14 protein-coding genes are annotated in these 16,638 nt (G+C 60.4%); 1 reads left to right on the plus strand and 13 read right to left on the minus strand.

The window, feature by feature from the left end; translation table 11 throughout:
• Positions 1-8: 8 nt before the first annotated feature.
• The 6 genes from OYW20_RS25240 to gabT form a co-directional block, all read right to left on the minus strand.
• A complete protein-coding gene (locus OYW20_RS25240; RefSeq protein ID WP_408005533.1) occupies positions 9-1,337 on the minus strand; it encodes an OprD family porin in 1,329 nt (442 codons plus the stop codon).
• A 98-nt stretch (positions 1,338-1,435) separates the two neighbouring features.
• On the minus strand, positions 1,436-2,641 hold the full coding sequence (locus OYW20_RS25245) for a DUF1624 domain-containing protein (protein ID WP_268798578.1): 1,206 nt from the start codon (positions 2,639-2,641) through the stop codon (positions 1,436-1,438).
• 106 nt (positions 2,642-2,747) lie between these two features.
• Positions 2,748-3,524 carry a DUF4198 domain-containing protein gene (locus OYW20_RS25250; protein ID WP_268798579.1) on the minus strand — a complete coding sequence of 259 codons (777 nt, stop codon included), beginning with the start codon at positions 3,522-3,524 and terminating at the stop codon, positions 2,748-2,750.
• 483 nt (positions 3,525-4,007) lie between these two features.
• Positions 4,008-4,496, minus strand: a complete 489-nt coding sequence (locus OYW20_RS25255) for an Lrp/AsnC family transcriptional regulator (protein WP_268798580.1) — start codon at positions 4,494-4,496, stop codon at positions 4,008-4,010.
• Positions 4,497-4,544: 48 nt separating this feature from the next.
• Positions 4,545-5,201, minus strand: a complete 657-nt coding sequence (locus OYW20_RS25260; RefSeq protein WP_268798581.1) for an HAD family hydrolase — start codon at positions 5,199-5,201, stop codon at positions 4,545-4,547.
• A 96-nt stretch (positions 5,202-5,297) separates the two neighbouring features.
• A complete protein-coding gene (gabT, locus tag OYW20_RS25265) occupies positions 5,298-6,596 on the minus strand; it encodes a 4-aminobutyrate--2-oxoglutarate transaminase (protein ID WP_268798582.1) in 1,299 nt (432 codons plus the stop codon).
• A 285-nt stretch (positions 6,597-6,881) separates the two neighbouring features.
• Here gabT and OYW20_RS25270 point away from each other — a divergent pair, with 285 nt between their 5' ends.
• The gene (locus tag OYW20_RS25270; RefSeq protein ID WP_268798583.1) at positions 6,882-7,808 is read left to right on the plus strand and encodes a 2-hydroxyacid dehydrogenase; all 927 of its coding nucleotides are present in this window, start codon (positions 6,882-6,884) and stop codon (positions 7,806-7,808) included.
• A 288-nt stretch (positions 7,809-8,096) separates the two neighbouring features.
• Here the strand turns inward: OYW20_RS25270 and OYW20_RS25275 are convergent, their stop codons facing one another.
• The 7 genes from OYW20_RS25275 to OYW20_RS25305 form a co-directional block, all read right to left on the minus strand.
• Positions 8,097-9,176, minus strand: a complete 1,080-nt coding sequence (locus OYW20_RS25275) for a tartrate dehydrogenase (protein ID WP_268798584.1) — start codon at positions 9,174-9,176, stop codon at positions 8,097-8,099.
• Between the two features lie 50 nt (positions 9,177-9,226).
• Positions 9,227-10,684 carry an NAD-dependent succinate-semialdehyde dehydrogenase gene (locus OYW20_RS25280; RefSeq protein ID WP_268798585.1) on the minus strand — a complete coding sequence of 486 codons (1,458 nt, stop codon included), beginning with the start codon at positions 10,682-10,684 and terminating at the stop codon, positions 9,227-9,229.
• 114 nt (positions 10,685-10,798) lie between these two features.
• The gene (gene argE / locus OYW20_RS25285; RefSeq protein ID WP_268798586.1) at positions 10,799-11,956 is read right to left on the minus strand and encodes an acetylornithine deacetylase; all 1,158 of its coding nucleotides are present in this window, start codon (positions 11,954-11,956) and stop codon (positions 10,799-10,801) included.
• Positions 11,953-13,137 (minus strand): NAD(P)/FAD-dependent oxidoreductase, encoded by a 1,185-nt coding sequence (locus tag OYW20_RS25290; protein ID WP_268798587.1) that lies wholly within the window; start codon positions 13,135-13,137, stop codon positions 11,953-11,955. Before OYW20_RS25290 ends, argE begins: the two co-directional genes overlap by 4 nt.
• Entirely contained in the window at positions 13,134-14,510 is a 1,377-nt protein-coding gene (locus tag OYW20_RS25295; protein WP_268798588.1) for an FAD/NAD(P)-dependent oxidoreductase, read from the minus strand. Before OYW20_RS25295 ends, OYW20_RS25290 begins: the two co-directional genes overlap by 4 nt.
• Positions 14,492-14,800, minus strand: coding sequence for a (2Fe-2S)-binding protein (locus OYW20_RS25300; protein WP_268798589.1), 309 nt, complete (start codon positions 14,798-14,800; stop codon positions 14,492-14,494). The genes OYW20_RS25295 and OYW20_RS25300 overlap by 19 nt, the downstream gene beginning before the upstream one ends.
• Complete coding sequence (locus OYW20_RS25305; RefSeq protein ID WP_268798590.1) at positions 14,797-16,638, minus strand: ABC transporter ATP-binding protein; 1,842 nt, start codon at positions 16,636-16,638, stop codon at positions 14,797-14,799. The genes OYW20_RS25300 and OYW20_RS25305 overlap by 4 nt, the downstream gene beginning before the upstream one ends.

A 16,638-nucleotide genomic window follows, 5' to 3' on the forward strand; every position in this document is an offset into this window, starting at 1 on the left:
CGCGCGGCTTAGGAACTGCCGCCCAGCGGGTATTCGATGGCGAGGCGCAGCTGATCGGCATCCAGCTCGGCCTGCGCCTTGTTACCCCGATGCACCGCATGGCGAAGGGTGAACGCGAGCTTTTTGGCAGGCCCCGACTGCACGATGTATTTGGCCTGCACATTACGCTCCCAGTGCTTGCCGTCCTTGCCATAACCCAACCAGCTGTAACCGCCGCGCGGATCCATGTGCGTGCCGTCAATCCCGCTGCCGCGCACGTACAAGGCGGAAAAGGTCAGCCCCGGTACGCCGTACGTGACCATGTTCAGGTCATAGCGCCCCATCCATGACGCCTCTTGCGGGCCATTGAAGTCCGACAGCGCAACGGCGTTGCTGAGGTAGATCGCGCTCCGGGTGACGTAGTCGTAGGGCGTGTCGCCATCGATCTTCTGATAACCGATGCCAACGCTGTGGGCGCTGTAACGGTAGGTCGACAGCAAACTCCAGCTGGTGTTGTCGATCTGGCCGGACAGCGCTTTGCCCGTGTCTTGGGTGCGATACAGATTGAGGTCGAAACTCAAATCCTGGGTATTGCTCAACACCTGGGTATATACCGCGCCAAGGTATTGCTGGCGCCAGGTGTTTTCGTACTCAGCACCAAACAGGCTGGCAGTCAGCCCTTTGAATGCTGTCGTGCGTACACCCACCAGATCAAAGCTGTCGCCTTGTTTGCCGTTGGAGTAATTGACCGCAAAGCCTCGGTCATGGCTGGTGGCGTTACGGTCGGTGCTCTCGTTGAAATGCCCGCCGTAGAAAGTCGTCGCCGGCAGTTCGCGGCTGCTCAGCAGCCATCCCGTCGCGGTCTCGGGCAGCAAACGGCTGTCAGAGGAGCCGAAGACAGGCGTTTTCACCCGTTGTTCGCCATAGCGCAGTTCCGTGGATGACACCCTCAGCTTCATTGCCGCGCCGCCACGGCTGAATTCATCCTTGGGATGGCCGTCGTTGTCGATGCCCAGCAATCGCGCTTTGCCGGCTCGACCACCACCGGTGTCCAGTTGCCGACCGATGTACGTATGAGCATCCAGACCAAAGCCGACCGTGCCTTGGGTGTAGCCGGAAGTGAAATCGCCCATCAGGCCGTAAGTCCATTCTTCGGCCAGATCACTGCGCTCGGCACGTGGCTTGTAGGCATTGCGTGCGCCGTTGCTCAGCGAACCATGCTCATAGTCGCGCCGGTCATACAGGCTGCGGTTGAGCAGGTTCCACTGGCTGTCTTCGATGAAGCCTTTTGCATTGTCCTGCTCTGACGCGTGGGCAAGCAGAGACTGCCCTCCCAACGCCAACAGGAAGGCGTGCATGGAAATGGTCTTCACGTAGTGCTCCTGAAAATGCTACGGCCAGCGTTGGCGGCGCACCCACATTCGGGGCGCCGCCAAGGGAGGTCATGGAGGAGAGATCAGAGGTATTTGAGCCAGGCGATGTCGCGACGACGCTGCTTGAGGTTGGCGTACCAACACGTCGGGAAAAACAGAATTACGCCCAGTAATACGCTCAACAGCCAGACGCCGGGCAGGCCATCGAAGCCGTAGTAAGCGCCCTGATTGGCGCCCCAGATCGCCAGCGCAATCAGGTACATCGCTTTGAGCACGTAGAGATGGAGCAAGTAGAAAAACATCGGCGCGCCGCCGTAGATCGCGAGGATGGCGATGGACCAGCGGTTTTGCATCTTCTCGAACAGCGCCAGCAACAGCAGGCCCAGACCAATGGTCGGCATGAGGAACATCAGTGACGGCGGATACTTTTTGGCGCTCATGAAGCTCATGAATGTGCGCAACGAATCGCCGGTCTGCACCCATGGTTTTTCGCCGTAGACGTTCAGATAGCGGATGAACACGAAGGCCACCAGCAGACCAAAACCGACCTTGAGCAAACGTGAGATGCGCACTGCAGGATCAACGTCCTTTCCAAACCAGGGACCGATGGCCCAGCCGAGCAGAATGACGCCTATCCACGGCAATACCGGGTAAGTCGTACGCGCCCGGGTGAAGTCGGTGATGTCGATGAATACGCGCTGATGCAGGATCGACCACGGGACGAAGAACGGCGACTCTGGCCCGACCACCACGCCATCGAGCAGGTTGTGCCCGGCGACGATGGCGACGCCGAGCACGATCAGCCAGCTGCGTTTGAAATGCAGCAAACCGGCCAGCACGATCATGCAGATACCGATGCACCAGATCACTTGCAGCCACAACGTCTTGGGCGGGAATTCTGCGCTCCAGGCAAAGCACACGAAGGTGATTTCCAGGAGCACGAGGAACACACCGCGCTTGAGCAGAAACACCGAGGTTTCCTTCAGCGTGTGTTTCTGGCTGTACAGATACGCCGACAACCCGGTGAGGAGGATGAACACCGGCGCGCAGATTTCGCTGAGCATGCGCGTGAAATACAGGTCAGGCGTGACGCTGAGCGCATCGATTGGGTCAGTCACCTGACGATGCAAAAGGAAGGTTTCACGCACATGGTCGATCAGCATTAACAGCATCACAAAGCCGCGCAGTGCGTCGATGGCCAGCATGCGCGTGTTGGCGATCACGGACGCAGCGGCTCGCGCAGGGGGAATAGCTCCCGCCTGCCCCGTCATTTCAGAAATAAGGGCCATTTCGGTTACTCATGTTATTGATCATTGATCAGAGGCTGAGCCAGCGCAGGAAAGCGTGGGTCAAACCTGTCGCAGTGCGGCAGAAAATGCTTTATCGGGAGACGCTTTAACCCGCCGTCTTCTTGAGCCGGGCCACTTCCGAGGCCGGGAGTTGCGAGGCTGGACGCGGCAGCGCCGCTTTACCCGCGCTCTGGGAGAACGACAGCGTTGAGCTGAAGCTCTTCACGTCATATTTTTCTACGTGCTGCTGGGTGTTGGTTCGTTCGCCCGGCGTGAAGTCGTTATGCTCGGCAGCCACCACATAGATGCCCTGCCACGGCAGATCGAACGTGACCTTGCCGTCCTGATCAGCGGTTTGGGTGAAGGCTTCGCCCGAGGCGGTTTCCAGCACTACTTTCTGCGCTGGCAGCGGCTTGCGCAGGTAGAACACCTGGAACGTTGCTTTGCCGTCTTTGGCATCCCCCGTCGGCACGATGTCCAGATCATGCTGCGGCTCGCGGGCACGCAGATCACCCACCCAGCGCGTTGCGGGAGTCCAGTAGACTTTGAGGGTTTTACCTTCGTCGTGGAGATCGAAAATCGGGTATTGCGCGTCTGCCGCAAGCAATGTGTCTTGGGGCGAAGGCTGATGCGCAACCGCAAAATAATCGCGCTTGAGCGTCAGGCTTAACGGTTGGGACGCTTGTCCCGACCAGCCTGCAAGCCCCTTGAACCGATCCAGCCCGCCCGGCGTCACTTCGAGCATGTTCTGGTCGTACTCGCCGTAATACAGCGCCAAAGGCTGCTGCGCCGTTTGCTCAAACCATATTTGATGCGCCTGCGCGGTACTGGCCAACAGCAGTGCGCCGTAACCCAAAAGCGCTGTCGTGGTGATCTTATTCATTCGCACTTACCCATGCCCATCGGTTGATCCTTGCTCTATTTCGTTACACTATAACATTCAGTAACGACCTAAAGCACCGCGTCTTCCAGATGAATTACAACCCACGACCAGATGAAATTTATTTCATATTCAAGACACGCAGGCAGAAAAACTGCCGTTTTGAAGGGGCAAACGGCGTTATATACGGCCTGCGCCAGGGTGGAGCGAGGGATCAACGGATAGAGGCAGGATGTGCGTTAGCGGTGCAGGGCGAGGAACCGCGTTCAAACGATCAATCAATCCCTGCGATGAATCAGGATTTGATACACGCGGCAGATCTGTAGGAGATTCGGCCAGAATCGAAAGCGGACCCGCTAACCTTGAACATCGAAGCAATGCAAAACCCTGTAGAAGCGAACTTGTTCGCGAGGCGATCTGGTTGGTGCACGAGGGCAACCGTCTCGCTAACCCGTTGGCTCCTAAAGAGGGGGAAACGCTGAATAATCAGTGGCGCAACAGCTTGCGCAGAGGCACGCCGTCTTTCATGACGGGGGACTTGATGACGATGTAGCTGAAGTACTTGGAAATGCCGATGTCCTTGTCGAGCAACTCCTCGACCACTTCCTGATAATGCTGAATGCTGCGCGTCATGAAGCGCACGAGGTAATCGTAGCCGCCGCTGATCAAGTGGCACTCCAGCACCTCGTCCACCAACCGGATGTTGGCTTCGAATTTGGCGAAGTCTTCACGCTTGTGGTCGCTGAGGGAAATTTCGGTGAAGACGGTCACCGAGTCGGTGATCTTCGCCAGATTGAGATGGGCTTTGTAGCTTGAAATGTAGCCGGCCGATTCAAGTCGTTTGACGCGTTGCAGACAAGGGCTCGCAGACAAACCTACAGCGTCTGCCAGGCTGACGTTGGTCATGCGCCCGTCTTTTTGCAGCTCAACCAAGATATTGATATCAATCCGGTCCAGTTTGACCAAACCTTCCATTACGCGCCTCTTGATTGCCGTTCGATATAAGTGTCCCTTCTAACAAAATCAGCGCCGCAAAGACAGCTGATGCTGTCGTACAAGATCGGCCATGCTGTTGATGCAAAAGTCGGCAGGGCACGGCTGACGATGCTCGGCGCGACCACGCCGAATCAGGCAAAGCCCGCCCGACGTCAACGCCTGCGCGGGGGGCCGCGAGAGCAGCAACGTATCGGCGGGGTCGATATCGAGCTCGCTCAGCCAGTCGGTGCGATCCATGCGGTTGCCCGCCAGCGATAAAAGATTTTCCGGCGCAAGACCAAGACGCTCGCACAATACGCCCCGGTCCTCGACATCACGGTCCACGTACACGAGCAAGTGGTAGAACTTGCGCAGGTAAAGCATCGCGCCGGGTGCGTCCTCGAACAACGTCCAGTTGGGCACAGAACGGGCAAAGCTCATGCCCTCCTCCCAACTGGCCTTGATGCCCAGGCGCTCGGCCATCTGACGATGGGCAAAACACAAAAGCCCGCTGAAACCCAGCTCATCGAAGCGTGGATACAGCGAGCGAATGACATCTTTGTATTCGGCCAGAATCTGGCTTCTGTCCGGCACGTTAGGGCGGTTTTCCAGCAATGGCTGCAACGCTGCCCAGACGCCCGAATCCCGATCAACCAGAACCTCATCGCAATCGATCAACAACGCGCGGTAATCAGTCAGCCCCATGACAGGCAAAGCCTCCATTGATGCAATTGGTCCAGTGCAGATGCCTGGTGCCGCGGGCAGTCGAAGCAGATGCAATCGACTGCCCGATTACGACGTTTATTTTGGGCCCAAGACCCGTGCCAGCGCCCCATCGAGAATGCTCAAGGCTTCATCGATCTGCGCTTCGGTCGTCACCAGCGGTGCCAGGAAGCGCATGACGTTGCGGTATACGCCGCACTTGATCACCAGCAAACCGCCAACGCGCGCTTGATCGATCAGCTGTTGCGTGAGCTCTGCGTCAGGGCTGCGCTCGGCGTCGTCTTTGATCAACTCGATCGCAACCATGAAACCGGTGGCCCGCACATCGCCGATACGTGAATGCCTGGCCTGAAGCTTGAGCAAACCCTCATGCAGGCGTTGACCGAGCACAACGCCGCGCTCCACCAGATTTTCTTCTACGTAGGTGTCGAGGACCGCCAACGCAGCCGCGCAAGCCAGTGCGTTGCCGCCATAGGTGCCGCCCAGTCCGCCAGGCAAAGGCGCGTCCATGATCTCGGCACGCCCGACAACGCCGGATAGCGGGAAGCCGCCAGCGAGGCTCTTGGCGACAGTGACGAGGTCCGGCTGAATGCCGGCATGCTGGAAGCCGAACATCTTGCCGGTGCGACCGAAACCGGTCTGGATTTCATCGAGGATCAGCACAATGCCGTGCTTCTCGGTCAGGGCACGCAGCGCCTTGAGGAACTCGACCGGCGCGGGCAGGAAACCGCCGTCGCCCTGAACCGGCTCAATGAGGATGGCCGCCACACGATCCGCCGCCACCTGTGTCGCCAACAGCTCGTGGAGCGCGGCCAGCGCCATCTCGCCGGTAAAACCACGGTACTCGTTGGGGTACGGGGTATGAAATACGTCAGGCGCAAACGGCCCGAAGTTTTGCTTGTACGGCTGACTCATGCCGGTCAGCGTGGTGCCCAGCAAGGTACGGCCATGGAAGCCACCACGGAACGCGATGACCGCAGGACGGTTGGTGTGAGCCCGTGCGATCTTAATGGAGTTTTCCACCGCCTCAGCGCCCGAGGTGAACAACACCGCTTTGTGCGCGACGTCGCCTCCGATCAATTGGCTCAGGCGCTTCGCCAGCTCGACGTAGGGCTTGTATGCGGCCACCTGAAAACAGGCGTGGGTCACTTTGGTCAATTGAGTCTGCACGGCTTTGACCACGTTAGGGTGGTTGTGCCCGATGTTCAGCACGCCGATGCCGCCCACGAAATCCAGGTAGCGCTTGCCGTCTACGTCCCACAGTTCAGAGCCTTGGGCGCGGTCGATTACCAGTGGATGCGCCGTCACGATGCCGCGCGGTACAAACTGGTCACGCTGACGCAGTAAATGAGGTGCTTCGTCGACTTTGCTGTTCATGGCATTTCCCGATAATGAGCCCGGCAACCGGCAGGTGGCTGCGATGGTGTTCAGGTTAATCGTTCAGCGAAATCATCTACGCCGAACTTGCCCTTTCAGAAGTCCAGATCCACTGTTTTACCCCTCGCAAACGGCAGATTCCTTCAGCGTCTTTCGAGGCCAATGAATCTGCTGGCCCAAGGGCTATTCCCAGCGCTGCGGAGCGCTTGAATCAGCGCTTTCGACAGATCCTGCTCCAGCGCTCCGGCATGATGGACGCTACCTTTTTCAATTCAGGAATTGCTCATGGCGCTGCTCTATAAGGCTGACCCGGTGCGTGGCGAACAGTGGAAAGCGCTGTTTGCCGAGCACGCCCCCGATATCGAATGGCGCGCCTGGCCGGACATCGGCGATCCGGCGGACATCGCGTACCTCGCCGCCTGGTTGGCACCCGATGATCTAGAGCAGACGCTGCCGAATCTGAAGGTGCTGTTTGCACTGTCCGCAGGCGTCGATCAACTTGATTTGAGCCGGTTGCCCACCACGCTGCCAGTGGTCCGGTTGCTGGACCCGGGCATCAGCCGGGGTATGTGCGAATACGCGTGCTTTTCGGTGCTGAGCCTGCACCGGGACATGTTGCGCTATCGTCAGCAGCAGTCCATCGGGCAGTGGCAAGCTCGCCAGCTGGTGCCCGCGACCAAGCGGCGCGTCGGTGTCATGGGGCTGGGATTGCAGGCGCAGCATATTCTGTCGAGCCTGGCGCCCTTTGGCTTCACGCTGTCGGGATGGGCGCGCAGCCAGCACCAGATCGAAGGCGTCGAATGCCATGCCGGCATGGATCAGTTGCCAGCGTTTCTGGCCCGGTGCGACATTCTGCTGTGCGTGCTGCCGTTGACCGAACACACCGAGGGCATCCTTAATCGTGAGCTGTTCGAGCAACTGCCAGCAGGTGCGGCTTTGATCAACATGGGACGCGGGGGGCACCTGGTCGAAAAAGACCTGCTTGATGCGCTGGACAGCGGCCAGATCAGCGCCGCCGTGCTGGATGTCTTGCAGCAAGAACCCGCGGCGCCGGACCATCCGTTCTGGAAGCACCCGAACATTCTGCTGACCCCGCACATTGCGGCCATGACCCAGCCAGAAAGCGCGATGGCAGGGCTGCTGGACAATATCCGCCGTTTCGAGCGCGGCGAAAAAATGCTCGGGCAAGTGGATCGCGGCCAAGGGTATTGATAGAGCGCGAAGCTTGGTTTCGAACGAATTTCCGTTGGTGGACAGGCCTAACGCGAATAAATTCGCGCCTACAGACTCAAGCACCGCGCAGCATCTGCAGGAGCCCAACTTGTTGGCGAGACGATGTCACGGGTGAAACCAATCCCGCCGCCACGCGAATGAATTCGCGCCTACAGACTCAAGCACCGCGCAGCACCTGTAGGAGCCCAACTTGTTGGCGAGACGATGTCACGGGTTAAACCAGGCCCGCCGCAACGCGAATCCATTCGCGCCTACAGATCGCAGGCCTCACAACGCCGCCGTAATCACCTCACCCACTGACTGAGTGGAACCGGTGCCGCCCAGGTCCGGGGTGATGGGCCCGTTGGCGATGACCCGCTCGATGGCAGCGAGAATCCCGTCGTGTGCTGCGCGGTAACGCTCGTCGCCGTTGCCCAGGAATTCCAGCATCAACGCGGCCGACCAGATCATCGCAACCGGATTGGCGATGTTGCGTCCGTAGATATCCGGCGCGGAGCCGTGCACCGGCTCGAACAGCGACGGGAAGCGGCGCTCGGGATCAAGGTTGGCCGAAGGCGCGATGCCGATGGTCCCCGCGCACGCAGGGCCCAGGTCCGACAGAATGTCGCCGAACAGATTCGACGCCACCACCACATCAAATCGATCCGGCTGCAGCACGAAACGCGCGCAGAGGATATCGATGTGCTGTTTATCCCATTTGATCTGCGGGTACTGCTCAGCCATCAGCGCGGTGCGCTCGTCCCAATACGGCATGCTGATGGAGATGCCATTGGACTTGGTGGCCGCCGTCAGCAACTTGCGTGGACGGGTCTGCGCCAGCTCAAAAGCAAACTTCAGAATCCGGTCGACGCCGTGACGCGTAAACACCGACTCCTGCAAAACGAACTCACGGTCAGTGCCTTCAAACATCTTGCCGCCAACCGACGAATACTCGCCCTCGGTGTTTTCGCGCACCACGACAAAGTCGATATCACCCGGCTTGCGCCCCGCCAATGGGCACGGCACACCTGGAAACAGCCGCACCGGACGGATATTCACATACTGATCGAAGTCACGCCGAAACTTCAGCAACGACCCCCACAGGGAAATGTGATCCGGCACTTTGTCAGGCCAGCCCACAGCGCCGAAGAAGATCGCGTCAAAACCCTTGAGCTGATCGAACCAGTCGTCCGGCATCATCTGGCCGTGCGCCAGGTAGTAGTCGCAACTCGCCCACTCGAACACCTCGATATCGAGGTTCAGGCCCCATTTCTGCGCAGCTCTTTCCAGCACGCGCAGCCCTTCGGGCATCACTTCCTTGCCGATACCGTCGCCTGCAATCGCGGCGATCCTGAATGCATTGCTCATGAACCTGTGTCCTCTGAAAATCCGCAATCAACCCAACATGACCCGCCGCCCTACAGCCCGCCGACGTGAAACGCCTTGACCTCAAGGTACTCGTCCAGGCCGTAGCTCGACCCTTCGCGGCCAAGACCGGACTGCTTGATCCCTCCAAACGGCGCGACTTCCATGGAGATGATCCCGGTGTTAAGCCCGACCATGCCGAACTCCAGCGCCTCACCGAAACGCCACGAGCGACGCAGGTCTTGCGTGAAGTAATAAGCGCCCAGCCCGAAAGGCGTAGCGTTGGCCAGCGCCAGTGCCTGGGCTTCATCAGTAAAGCGCATCAACGGCGCAACGGGGCCAAAGGTTTCTTCATTCGCCAGCAACATGCCCGCGTGGGTATCACCCAATACGGTGGGCTGGACAAACTGGCTGTCGCCATCAGGGATTGCACCGCATAACAGCTTCGCGCCCTGGCTCAGGGCATCATCAATGTGCCGGGCGACCTTGCTGACGGCGGCTGGATTGATCAGCGGGCCAATGGTCACGCCGTCTTCCAGACCGTTGCCGACCTTGAGCTTGCCGACCTCCTCCACCAGACGCTGGGCGAAACGCTCGTAAATGCCGTCCTGCACCAGAATGCGGTTGGCACACACGCAGGTCTGCCCGGCATTGCGGAATTTGCTGAGCATAATCCCGGCGATGGCCTGCTCCAGGTCCGCATCATCGAACACGATAAACGGCGCGTTGCCACCCAGCTCCAGGCTCAGACGCTTGATGTGCTCGGCGCTCTGACGCATCAGCAGACGGCCGACAGCGGTCGAGCCCGTAAAGGAAATCTTGCGCACCACCGGGTTGCCCGTCAGCTCCTCGCCAATGCCGGTCGGCAGGCCGGTGATGACGTTGAACACGCCAGCGGGGATGCCGACACGCTCTGCCAACACGGCCAGCGCCAGTGCGGAAAGCGGGGTCAGGTCGGACGGTTTGACGATGATCGGGCAACCCGCAGCCAGCGCCGGGGCGCATTTGCGGGTGATCATCGCGTTGGGGAAATTCCACGGTGTGATAGCCGCACAGACGCCAACCGGCTGCTTGATGGTCATCAGGCGACGATCAGCGCTCGGCGCTGGAATGGTTTCGCCGTACGAACGGCGCGCCTCTTCGGCGAACCATTTGACGAAGCTGGCGCCGTAACGAATCTCGCCTTTGGCCTCGTTCAGCGGCTTGCCCTGCTCCAGGGTCATGATCAGCGCGAGGTCATCGACATTGGCGAGCATCGCCTGATACCAGCTTTCCAGCAGCGCAGCCCGTTCGGCAGCCGGTCGTGCGCGCCATGCAGGCCAGGCCCGATCGGCGGCTTCAATGGCGCGACGGGTTTCAGCACCGCCCAGCGCCGGGACGCGGGCCAGGCATTCGCCGGTGGCCGGGTCGTTGATGTTCAGCGTCGCGCCGTCGTCGGCACTGATCCACTGCCCATCAACGTAGGCGCGTTCTACCAAAAGGCTGGGGTCTTTCAATTGAGGCTTGAGCATGGTCGAGTCCTGATCCGAGACAACTGCCAGTCTAAGCAGGCGTCTCAGTCCAGGATGCTGAAAGCATGAGAGCAGCAGCGTCGGATGCTGAAAATCGCACCCGGACGGCAGGCTCTACTGCTTCAGAGATCCGAGCAGCGTCTGGAGAAAACGCTCGCCTGCAACCATCTGGGTTTCATCGATGAACTCGTCCGGCTTATGCGCCTGCTCGATGGATCCCGGGCCGCACACCACCACTGGCACGTTCAGCCGATTGGCGAACAAACCGCCCTCGGTACCGAACGAGACCTTGATGTGCTGCGTGTCGGGCGCCGCAAAGCTGTGCAACAAACGCACGGCTTCAACGCTTGGGTGCGTGTCGAGGCCTGGGTATTCATTCATCACTTCGATGTCGATGGCCGCCACGCTGGACACCTGTTTGGCCTCGCGCACCAACGCTTCGGCGCGCTCACGCAATTCGCTCAGCAACTGATCGGGATTGTCGGCGGGCAGATTGCGGAACTCGAACTCCAGCGTGCACAGGTTTGGCACGATATTCAGCGCCTTGCCGCCATCAATACGGCCGATGTGCACAGTGCTGTAGGGGATGTCATAACCCTCGTCACGCATGCCCTGTTGTTCGATGCGTTTCTGGCTTTCACGCAGCAAGGAGATGAAATCGCTGGCCAGGTGAATCGCGTTGACCGCACGCGGCGCCAGCGAGGAATGCGCTTCCTGCCCCCGGCAATAAGTGCGGTACGAACTCTTGCCCTTGTGCCCGACCGCGAACTGCATCTGCGTGGGCTCGCCGATCACGCACAAGAATGGCCGCAGGGGCGCAAGATCCAGCACATCCAGCAACCGACGCACGCCCACACAGCCGATTTCCTCGTCGTGGGACAGCGCCAATTGCAAGGGACGTGTGAGCGGCACGTCGGCGGCATCGAGCATGGCGTCGATGGCCAGCGCGATGAAGCCCTTCATGTCACAGGTGCCACGGCCGTAAATCCGGCCATCCTTGAGCGTCGCCTCGAACGGCGGCAGCGTCCAGGCCTGCCCCGCCACGGGCACCACGTCGGTGTGCCCGGACAGCAAAATACCGGGTTGTTCCTTGGGGCCGGTACTGGCAAACAGGTTGGCTTTGCGACCGCTTTCGTCTTTGACGATCAGCGACTCGATGCCTTTGGTCGCCAGCAGATCGCGCACGTATTCGATGAGCGCCATGTTTGATTCCGACGACACGGTGTCGAAGGCGATGAGGCGCTTGAGGATATCCAGTACACGCGGTTTCATAAGACTTTGCTCGTGATTTGCAGGCTCGTCAGATCCGTCATGGACAGCGCCGACGGCTCGGAAAAACGCCGGATGTCGAAGGGCGCAATATGGGTTCGGGTCTGGCCGGTGCTGATCAGCTCGGCCATCACGTCGCCCACGCCAGGGCCCAGCTGGAAACCGTGGCCGCAGAAGCCGAACGCGTAGAACAGCCCGTCAACCTTGCCGCTGGTGCTGATGACCGGCAGCGAATCCGGCGTGTAGCTTTCGATGCCGCTCCACACCCTGATGATGTTCAGATTGACTGCGGCGGGCAGCAGTCGGCGCATCTGTTCGATCTGATTGGTGATGCTGCGGGGTTCCACATAAGCGCGCCGATTGACCATGTCTGGACGGCTGCGATAGCCGCCACCGATGACGATATTGCCGCGCTGGATCTGCCGGAAATAAATCACTTCTTCCGGGATCTTGGTGTAAACACCGATCACGGTTGGCAGGGAATAAGGGATCGGCTCGGTGACCGCCATTTGCGGTCCGTGGGTTTCCAATGGCACGGGCTCACCGAACTGCTCGGAGAGCTTCGAACCCCAGGCACCGGCGGTGATCAGCAGATTGTCTGCCGTAAACAGACGGCCATCGATGGTGGTGACGTGAAATTCGCCACCGACCTTTTGCACGTCCGCCACTTCAGTGCGCTCCTCGACCCGCGCTCCTGCGCGAACCGCTGCACGGGCAAAAGCGGGTGCTGCCAGACGCGGGTTGGCGTGCCCGTCGTGCGGTGCGTAGGAGCCGGCTTTGACTTCCGGTCCGAGAAAGGGAAAACGCTCATGCAGCGCTTTACCGGTGATCACTTCGAGGTCCAGCTCGCTGGCTTCGGGTGCGGCGGCGTACGCATGCAGATCAGCGATGTGCGCCTCGTCGTAGCACACGCGCATGTGCCCGCTGGGCAAGAATTCGAGGTCTTCGCCAATCAGCTCCGGCAAACGTTTCCACAGCGCCCATGATCGGTTCGACAGATCCAGCTGCCCGAGATGCCGCCCCTGACGCCGCACGTTGCCGAAGTTCACACCGCTGGCGTACTGGCCGACTTGATCGCGTTCGAGCAGCGTCACGGAATGCCCGCGCTGGCGCAGGAAAAACGCCGACGCCGTTCCCATGAAGCCGCCGCCGACGATCAGCACGTCGCTTTTTTGCGGGGTCATGAAATCACCTCTTCCATCTTCATCGACAGCGGTTTGACCGGTGCCTGTCCGCGCTGGCGACCGACCTCCTCAACCGGCACACCGGCTTCGGCGGCGATGACTTCAGCACCGCCTTGCGAGCAATACCGGCCCTGACAGCGGCCCATGCCCACACGGCTGAACGCCTTGGCACGGTTGACCTCGCAGGCGCCTTTTTCACGGACCACGCCGCGCAATTCACCGGCGGTAATCATCTCGCAGCGGCAGACAATCGCCTCGTCAGGCAGCGCCTTGGCTTGAGCGGCGGGCCACGGGAACGCTTCGCACAAACCCACGCGAAATGTATCCATGACCGCCAGCGACTGTTTTTGCGCCTGCTGCGCAGCGGCGTTCACGGGTAGCTTCAAGTCCTGCAGCAGCGCCATGGCCGCGACACGGCCAGCCTGCTCAGCGGCGTCGGCACCCCGAATCTTCGCGCCATCGCCGGCTGCGTAAACGCCGCTCACGGATGTGCGTCCATCCTCGTCAACGGCCAGTAGCCACTGACCGGAAACGTCATCGAAACGCAGGCGGCAACCGGCAAGATCTGCCAATTGGGTTTCTGGCCGCAGGTGATAACCCAGCGCCACGGCGTCGCATTCGATCTGCATCACGCGCCCCGAGCCGGTCTTGAAGCGCACGCCGCTGACGCCTGTTTTTTCATCGCCCAACACTTGCCCCGGCTGTACGCCCAAGTGCACAGCGACCTTGGCCAGATACAAACGCGCCAGCAGCTTCATGCCCTCGAACAGCACCGCCGGGCGTGCCAATAACTTGGGCAGCGCTGCAATACGCTTGCTGAAAGGTGAGGTGTCGAGCACTGCTGCCACGTTGGCGCCAGCCTTCACATACTGACTGGCAACCAGATACAACAGCGGGCCGCTGCCCATGAACACAACGCTGTGGCCGATGGACACCGATTGCGACTTGAGCGCGATCTGCGAGCCGCCCAGGCTGTAGGTCCCGGCCAGCTGCCAGCCGGTGATTGGCATCAGCCTGTCGGTGGCGCCGGTGCAGAGGATCAACGCGTCGTAATCGATCACCGAATGGCGGCCGTTGCTGACGCAATTCAGCTGCCCCGGCGTGAGGTTCCACACCAAGGTGTCCGGACGGTAATCGATCTGCGCGCGCAACCGGTCAAAGCTCTGGTGCAGCGCCTTGGCCTTGTGCGCTTCGGTGCCGTACAACGCGTTGTAATCGCGCTTGAAACCTTCTGGCTGACGACGATAGATCTGCCCGCCGTCGCGACGGTTTTCGTCGAGCAGAATCGGTTTGATGCCCGCCGCCAGCAACGTTTCGGCGCAGCGTGTGCCAGCAGGGCCTGCGCCGACGATAACTACCCGTGCAGTGGCCATTTCGCCTCCGGTTGTGTGGTGACGATGTCCAGTCCTTCACGTACCTCATTTGAACAGGCGCGCAAGCGTTCGCCGCTGCGGGTCCAGACCCAACAGTCCTGGCAGGCGCCCATCAGGCAAAACCCGGCGCGACGGCCTGAATCGAACTCCGAATCACGCAGCGAACCGCCCTGCGTCAACAGCGCCACCATCAGTGTGTCACCCTGCAGGGCCTGAACCGGTGCGCCGTCCACTACCAGACTCACGCTCGGCCGATCCCGTTCGCCCAGTCTTACGAAACGCCCCTTCATGCGTAGGCTCCCACGATCATGCTGTTGGAATTCTCTTGTGTGTTTTGCAGCGCTTCGCTGCTGAGGTGACAGAGGATTTCGCTGCCACCCTGAATGTCGTGGCGCCCCGGTGCGGTCTTGTTGCACAGGCCTTCGACGCGGACCGGGCAGCGGTTGAGAAAGGTGCACAGCTCCGGCACATTGGCCGGCGCGCTGATGGGCGCAAGCTTGCCGCACGTGGTGCCGCAGTTTTCCAGCCAGCCCTGACGCAGTTCAGGCACCGAATGCACCAGCAAATCGGTGTACGGGTGGAACGGCGCACGGCTGAACGCTTCACGCGTGCCCTCTTCGATTTTGTGCCCGCTGTACATCACCACGATGTCGTCGCACAGGGCGCGCACGGTAGAGATGTCGTGGCTGATGAACAGGTAGGAAACACCCAGTTCGCGGCGCAGGTCACCGAGCAGCTCGAGAATCGCCGCACCGACCACTGTATCCAGTGCGGAAGTGACTTCATCGCACAGAATCAGGTCGGGTTTGGCTGCCAGCGCACGCGCCAGGTTGATGCGTTGCTTCTGACCGCCTGACAGCTCGCTGGGACGCCGTTCGGCCATGGACCGAGGCATACGCACCAGATCGAGCAGCTCATCGACGCGCTGGCGCAATGCTGCGCCTTTGAGGCCGAAATACATTTTCAGCGGACGCGACAGAATGGCACTGACGCTGTGCATCGGGTTGAGCGCCGTGTCGGCGTTCTGAAAAACCATCTGGATGCGCCGGAACTGATCGTCGGTGCGGCCAGACAAGGTGCCGGACAACGGCGAACCGTCGAAAATCAGCTCACCACGCGCAGGATCAAGCAAACCTGCGACCACCCGGGCCAGTGTGGATTTGCCGGAACCGGATTCGCCGATCACGCCAATGGCCTGGCCGCGGCGCACGGTCAGGTCGATGTCTTCAAGCACGCGAATCATCGGCATGCCTTGCAGGCTTTTTTTGCCATACCCGGCTGTCATGCCTTTGATGGTCAGCAAGGGCACGTCCCTGGCGACTTCGCTGGCGGGAGTCAGTGTCTTATCGGGGCGTGCCGCTGCCAGCAGGCTGCGGGTGTATTCCTCCGACGGGCCCTTGAGCAATGCAGCAGTGCTGGTGTACTCGATGACTTTGCCGCCATTGAGCACCACGATCTGATCGGCCATCTGCGCCACGACTGCCAGGTCATGGGACACGTAAACCGCTGTGGCGCCACGCTCGCGGACCACACGTTTGAACGCGCGCAACACGTCTATCTGGGTCGTTACATCCAACGCTGTGGTCGGTTCATCGAGCACCACCAGCAACGGATCGCTGATCAGCGCCATGGCCGCCATCACACGTTGCAACTGGCCGCCGGACACCTGGTGCGGATAACGCTCGCCGATTTTTTCCGGGTTTGGCAGTGACAGGTCGCGAAACAGGCCAATGGCTTTGGCCGTAAGGTCGGCGCGGGTGCCCAGGCCGTGAATCAACGCGCCCTCGATCACTTGATCAATCAGCTTTTTGGCCGGGTTGAACGCTGCCGCTGCGCTCTGCGCAATGTACGACACGCGATTGCCGCGCAGGCTTTGCAGTTTGCTTTCTGCAAGGCCAAGCATGTTGTGCTCGCCGACCTGAATTACGCCGCTGGCCAGACGACAGCCGCGCCGGGCATAGCCCAACAGCGCCAGCGCGATGGTGGTCTTGCCAGAGCCTGACTCGCCGATCAGCGCCAGCACTTCACCCTTCTCCAGAGAGAAACTCACGCCCTTGACGATCTCGACCTCGCCACGCTCGCCAGAAGCGACGACGCGCAAGTCCTCGACTCGAATCAATTCACTCAT

The organism is Pseudomonas sp. BSw22131 (genome assembly GCF_026810445.1).
In the GTDB taxonomy this organism is placed as follows: domain Bacteria; phylum Pseudomonadota; class Gammaproteobacteria; order Pseudomonadales; family Pseudomonadaceae; genus Aquipseudomonas; species Aquipseudomonas huanghezhanensis.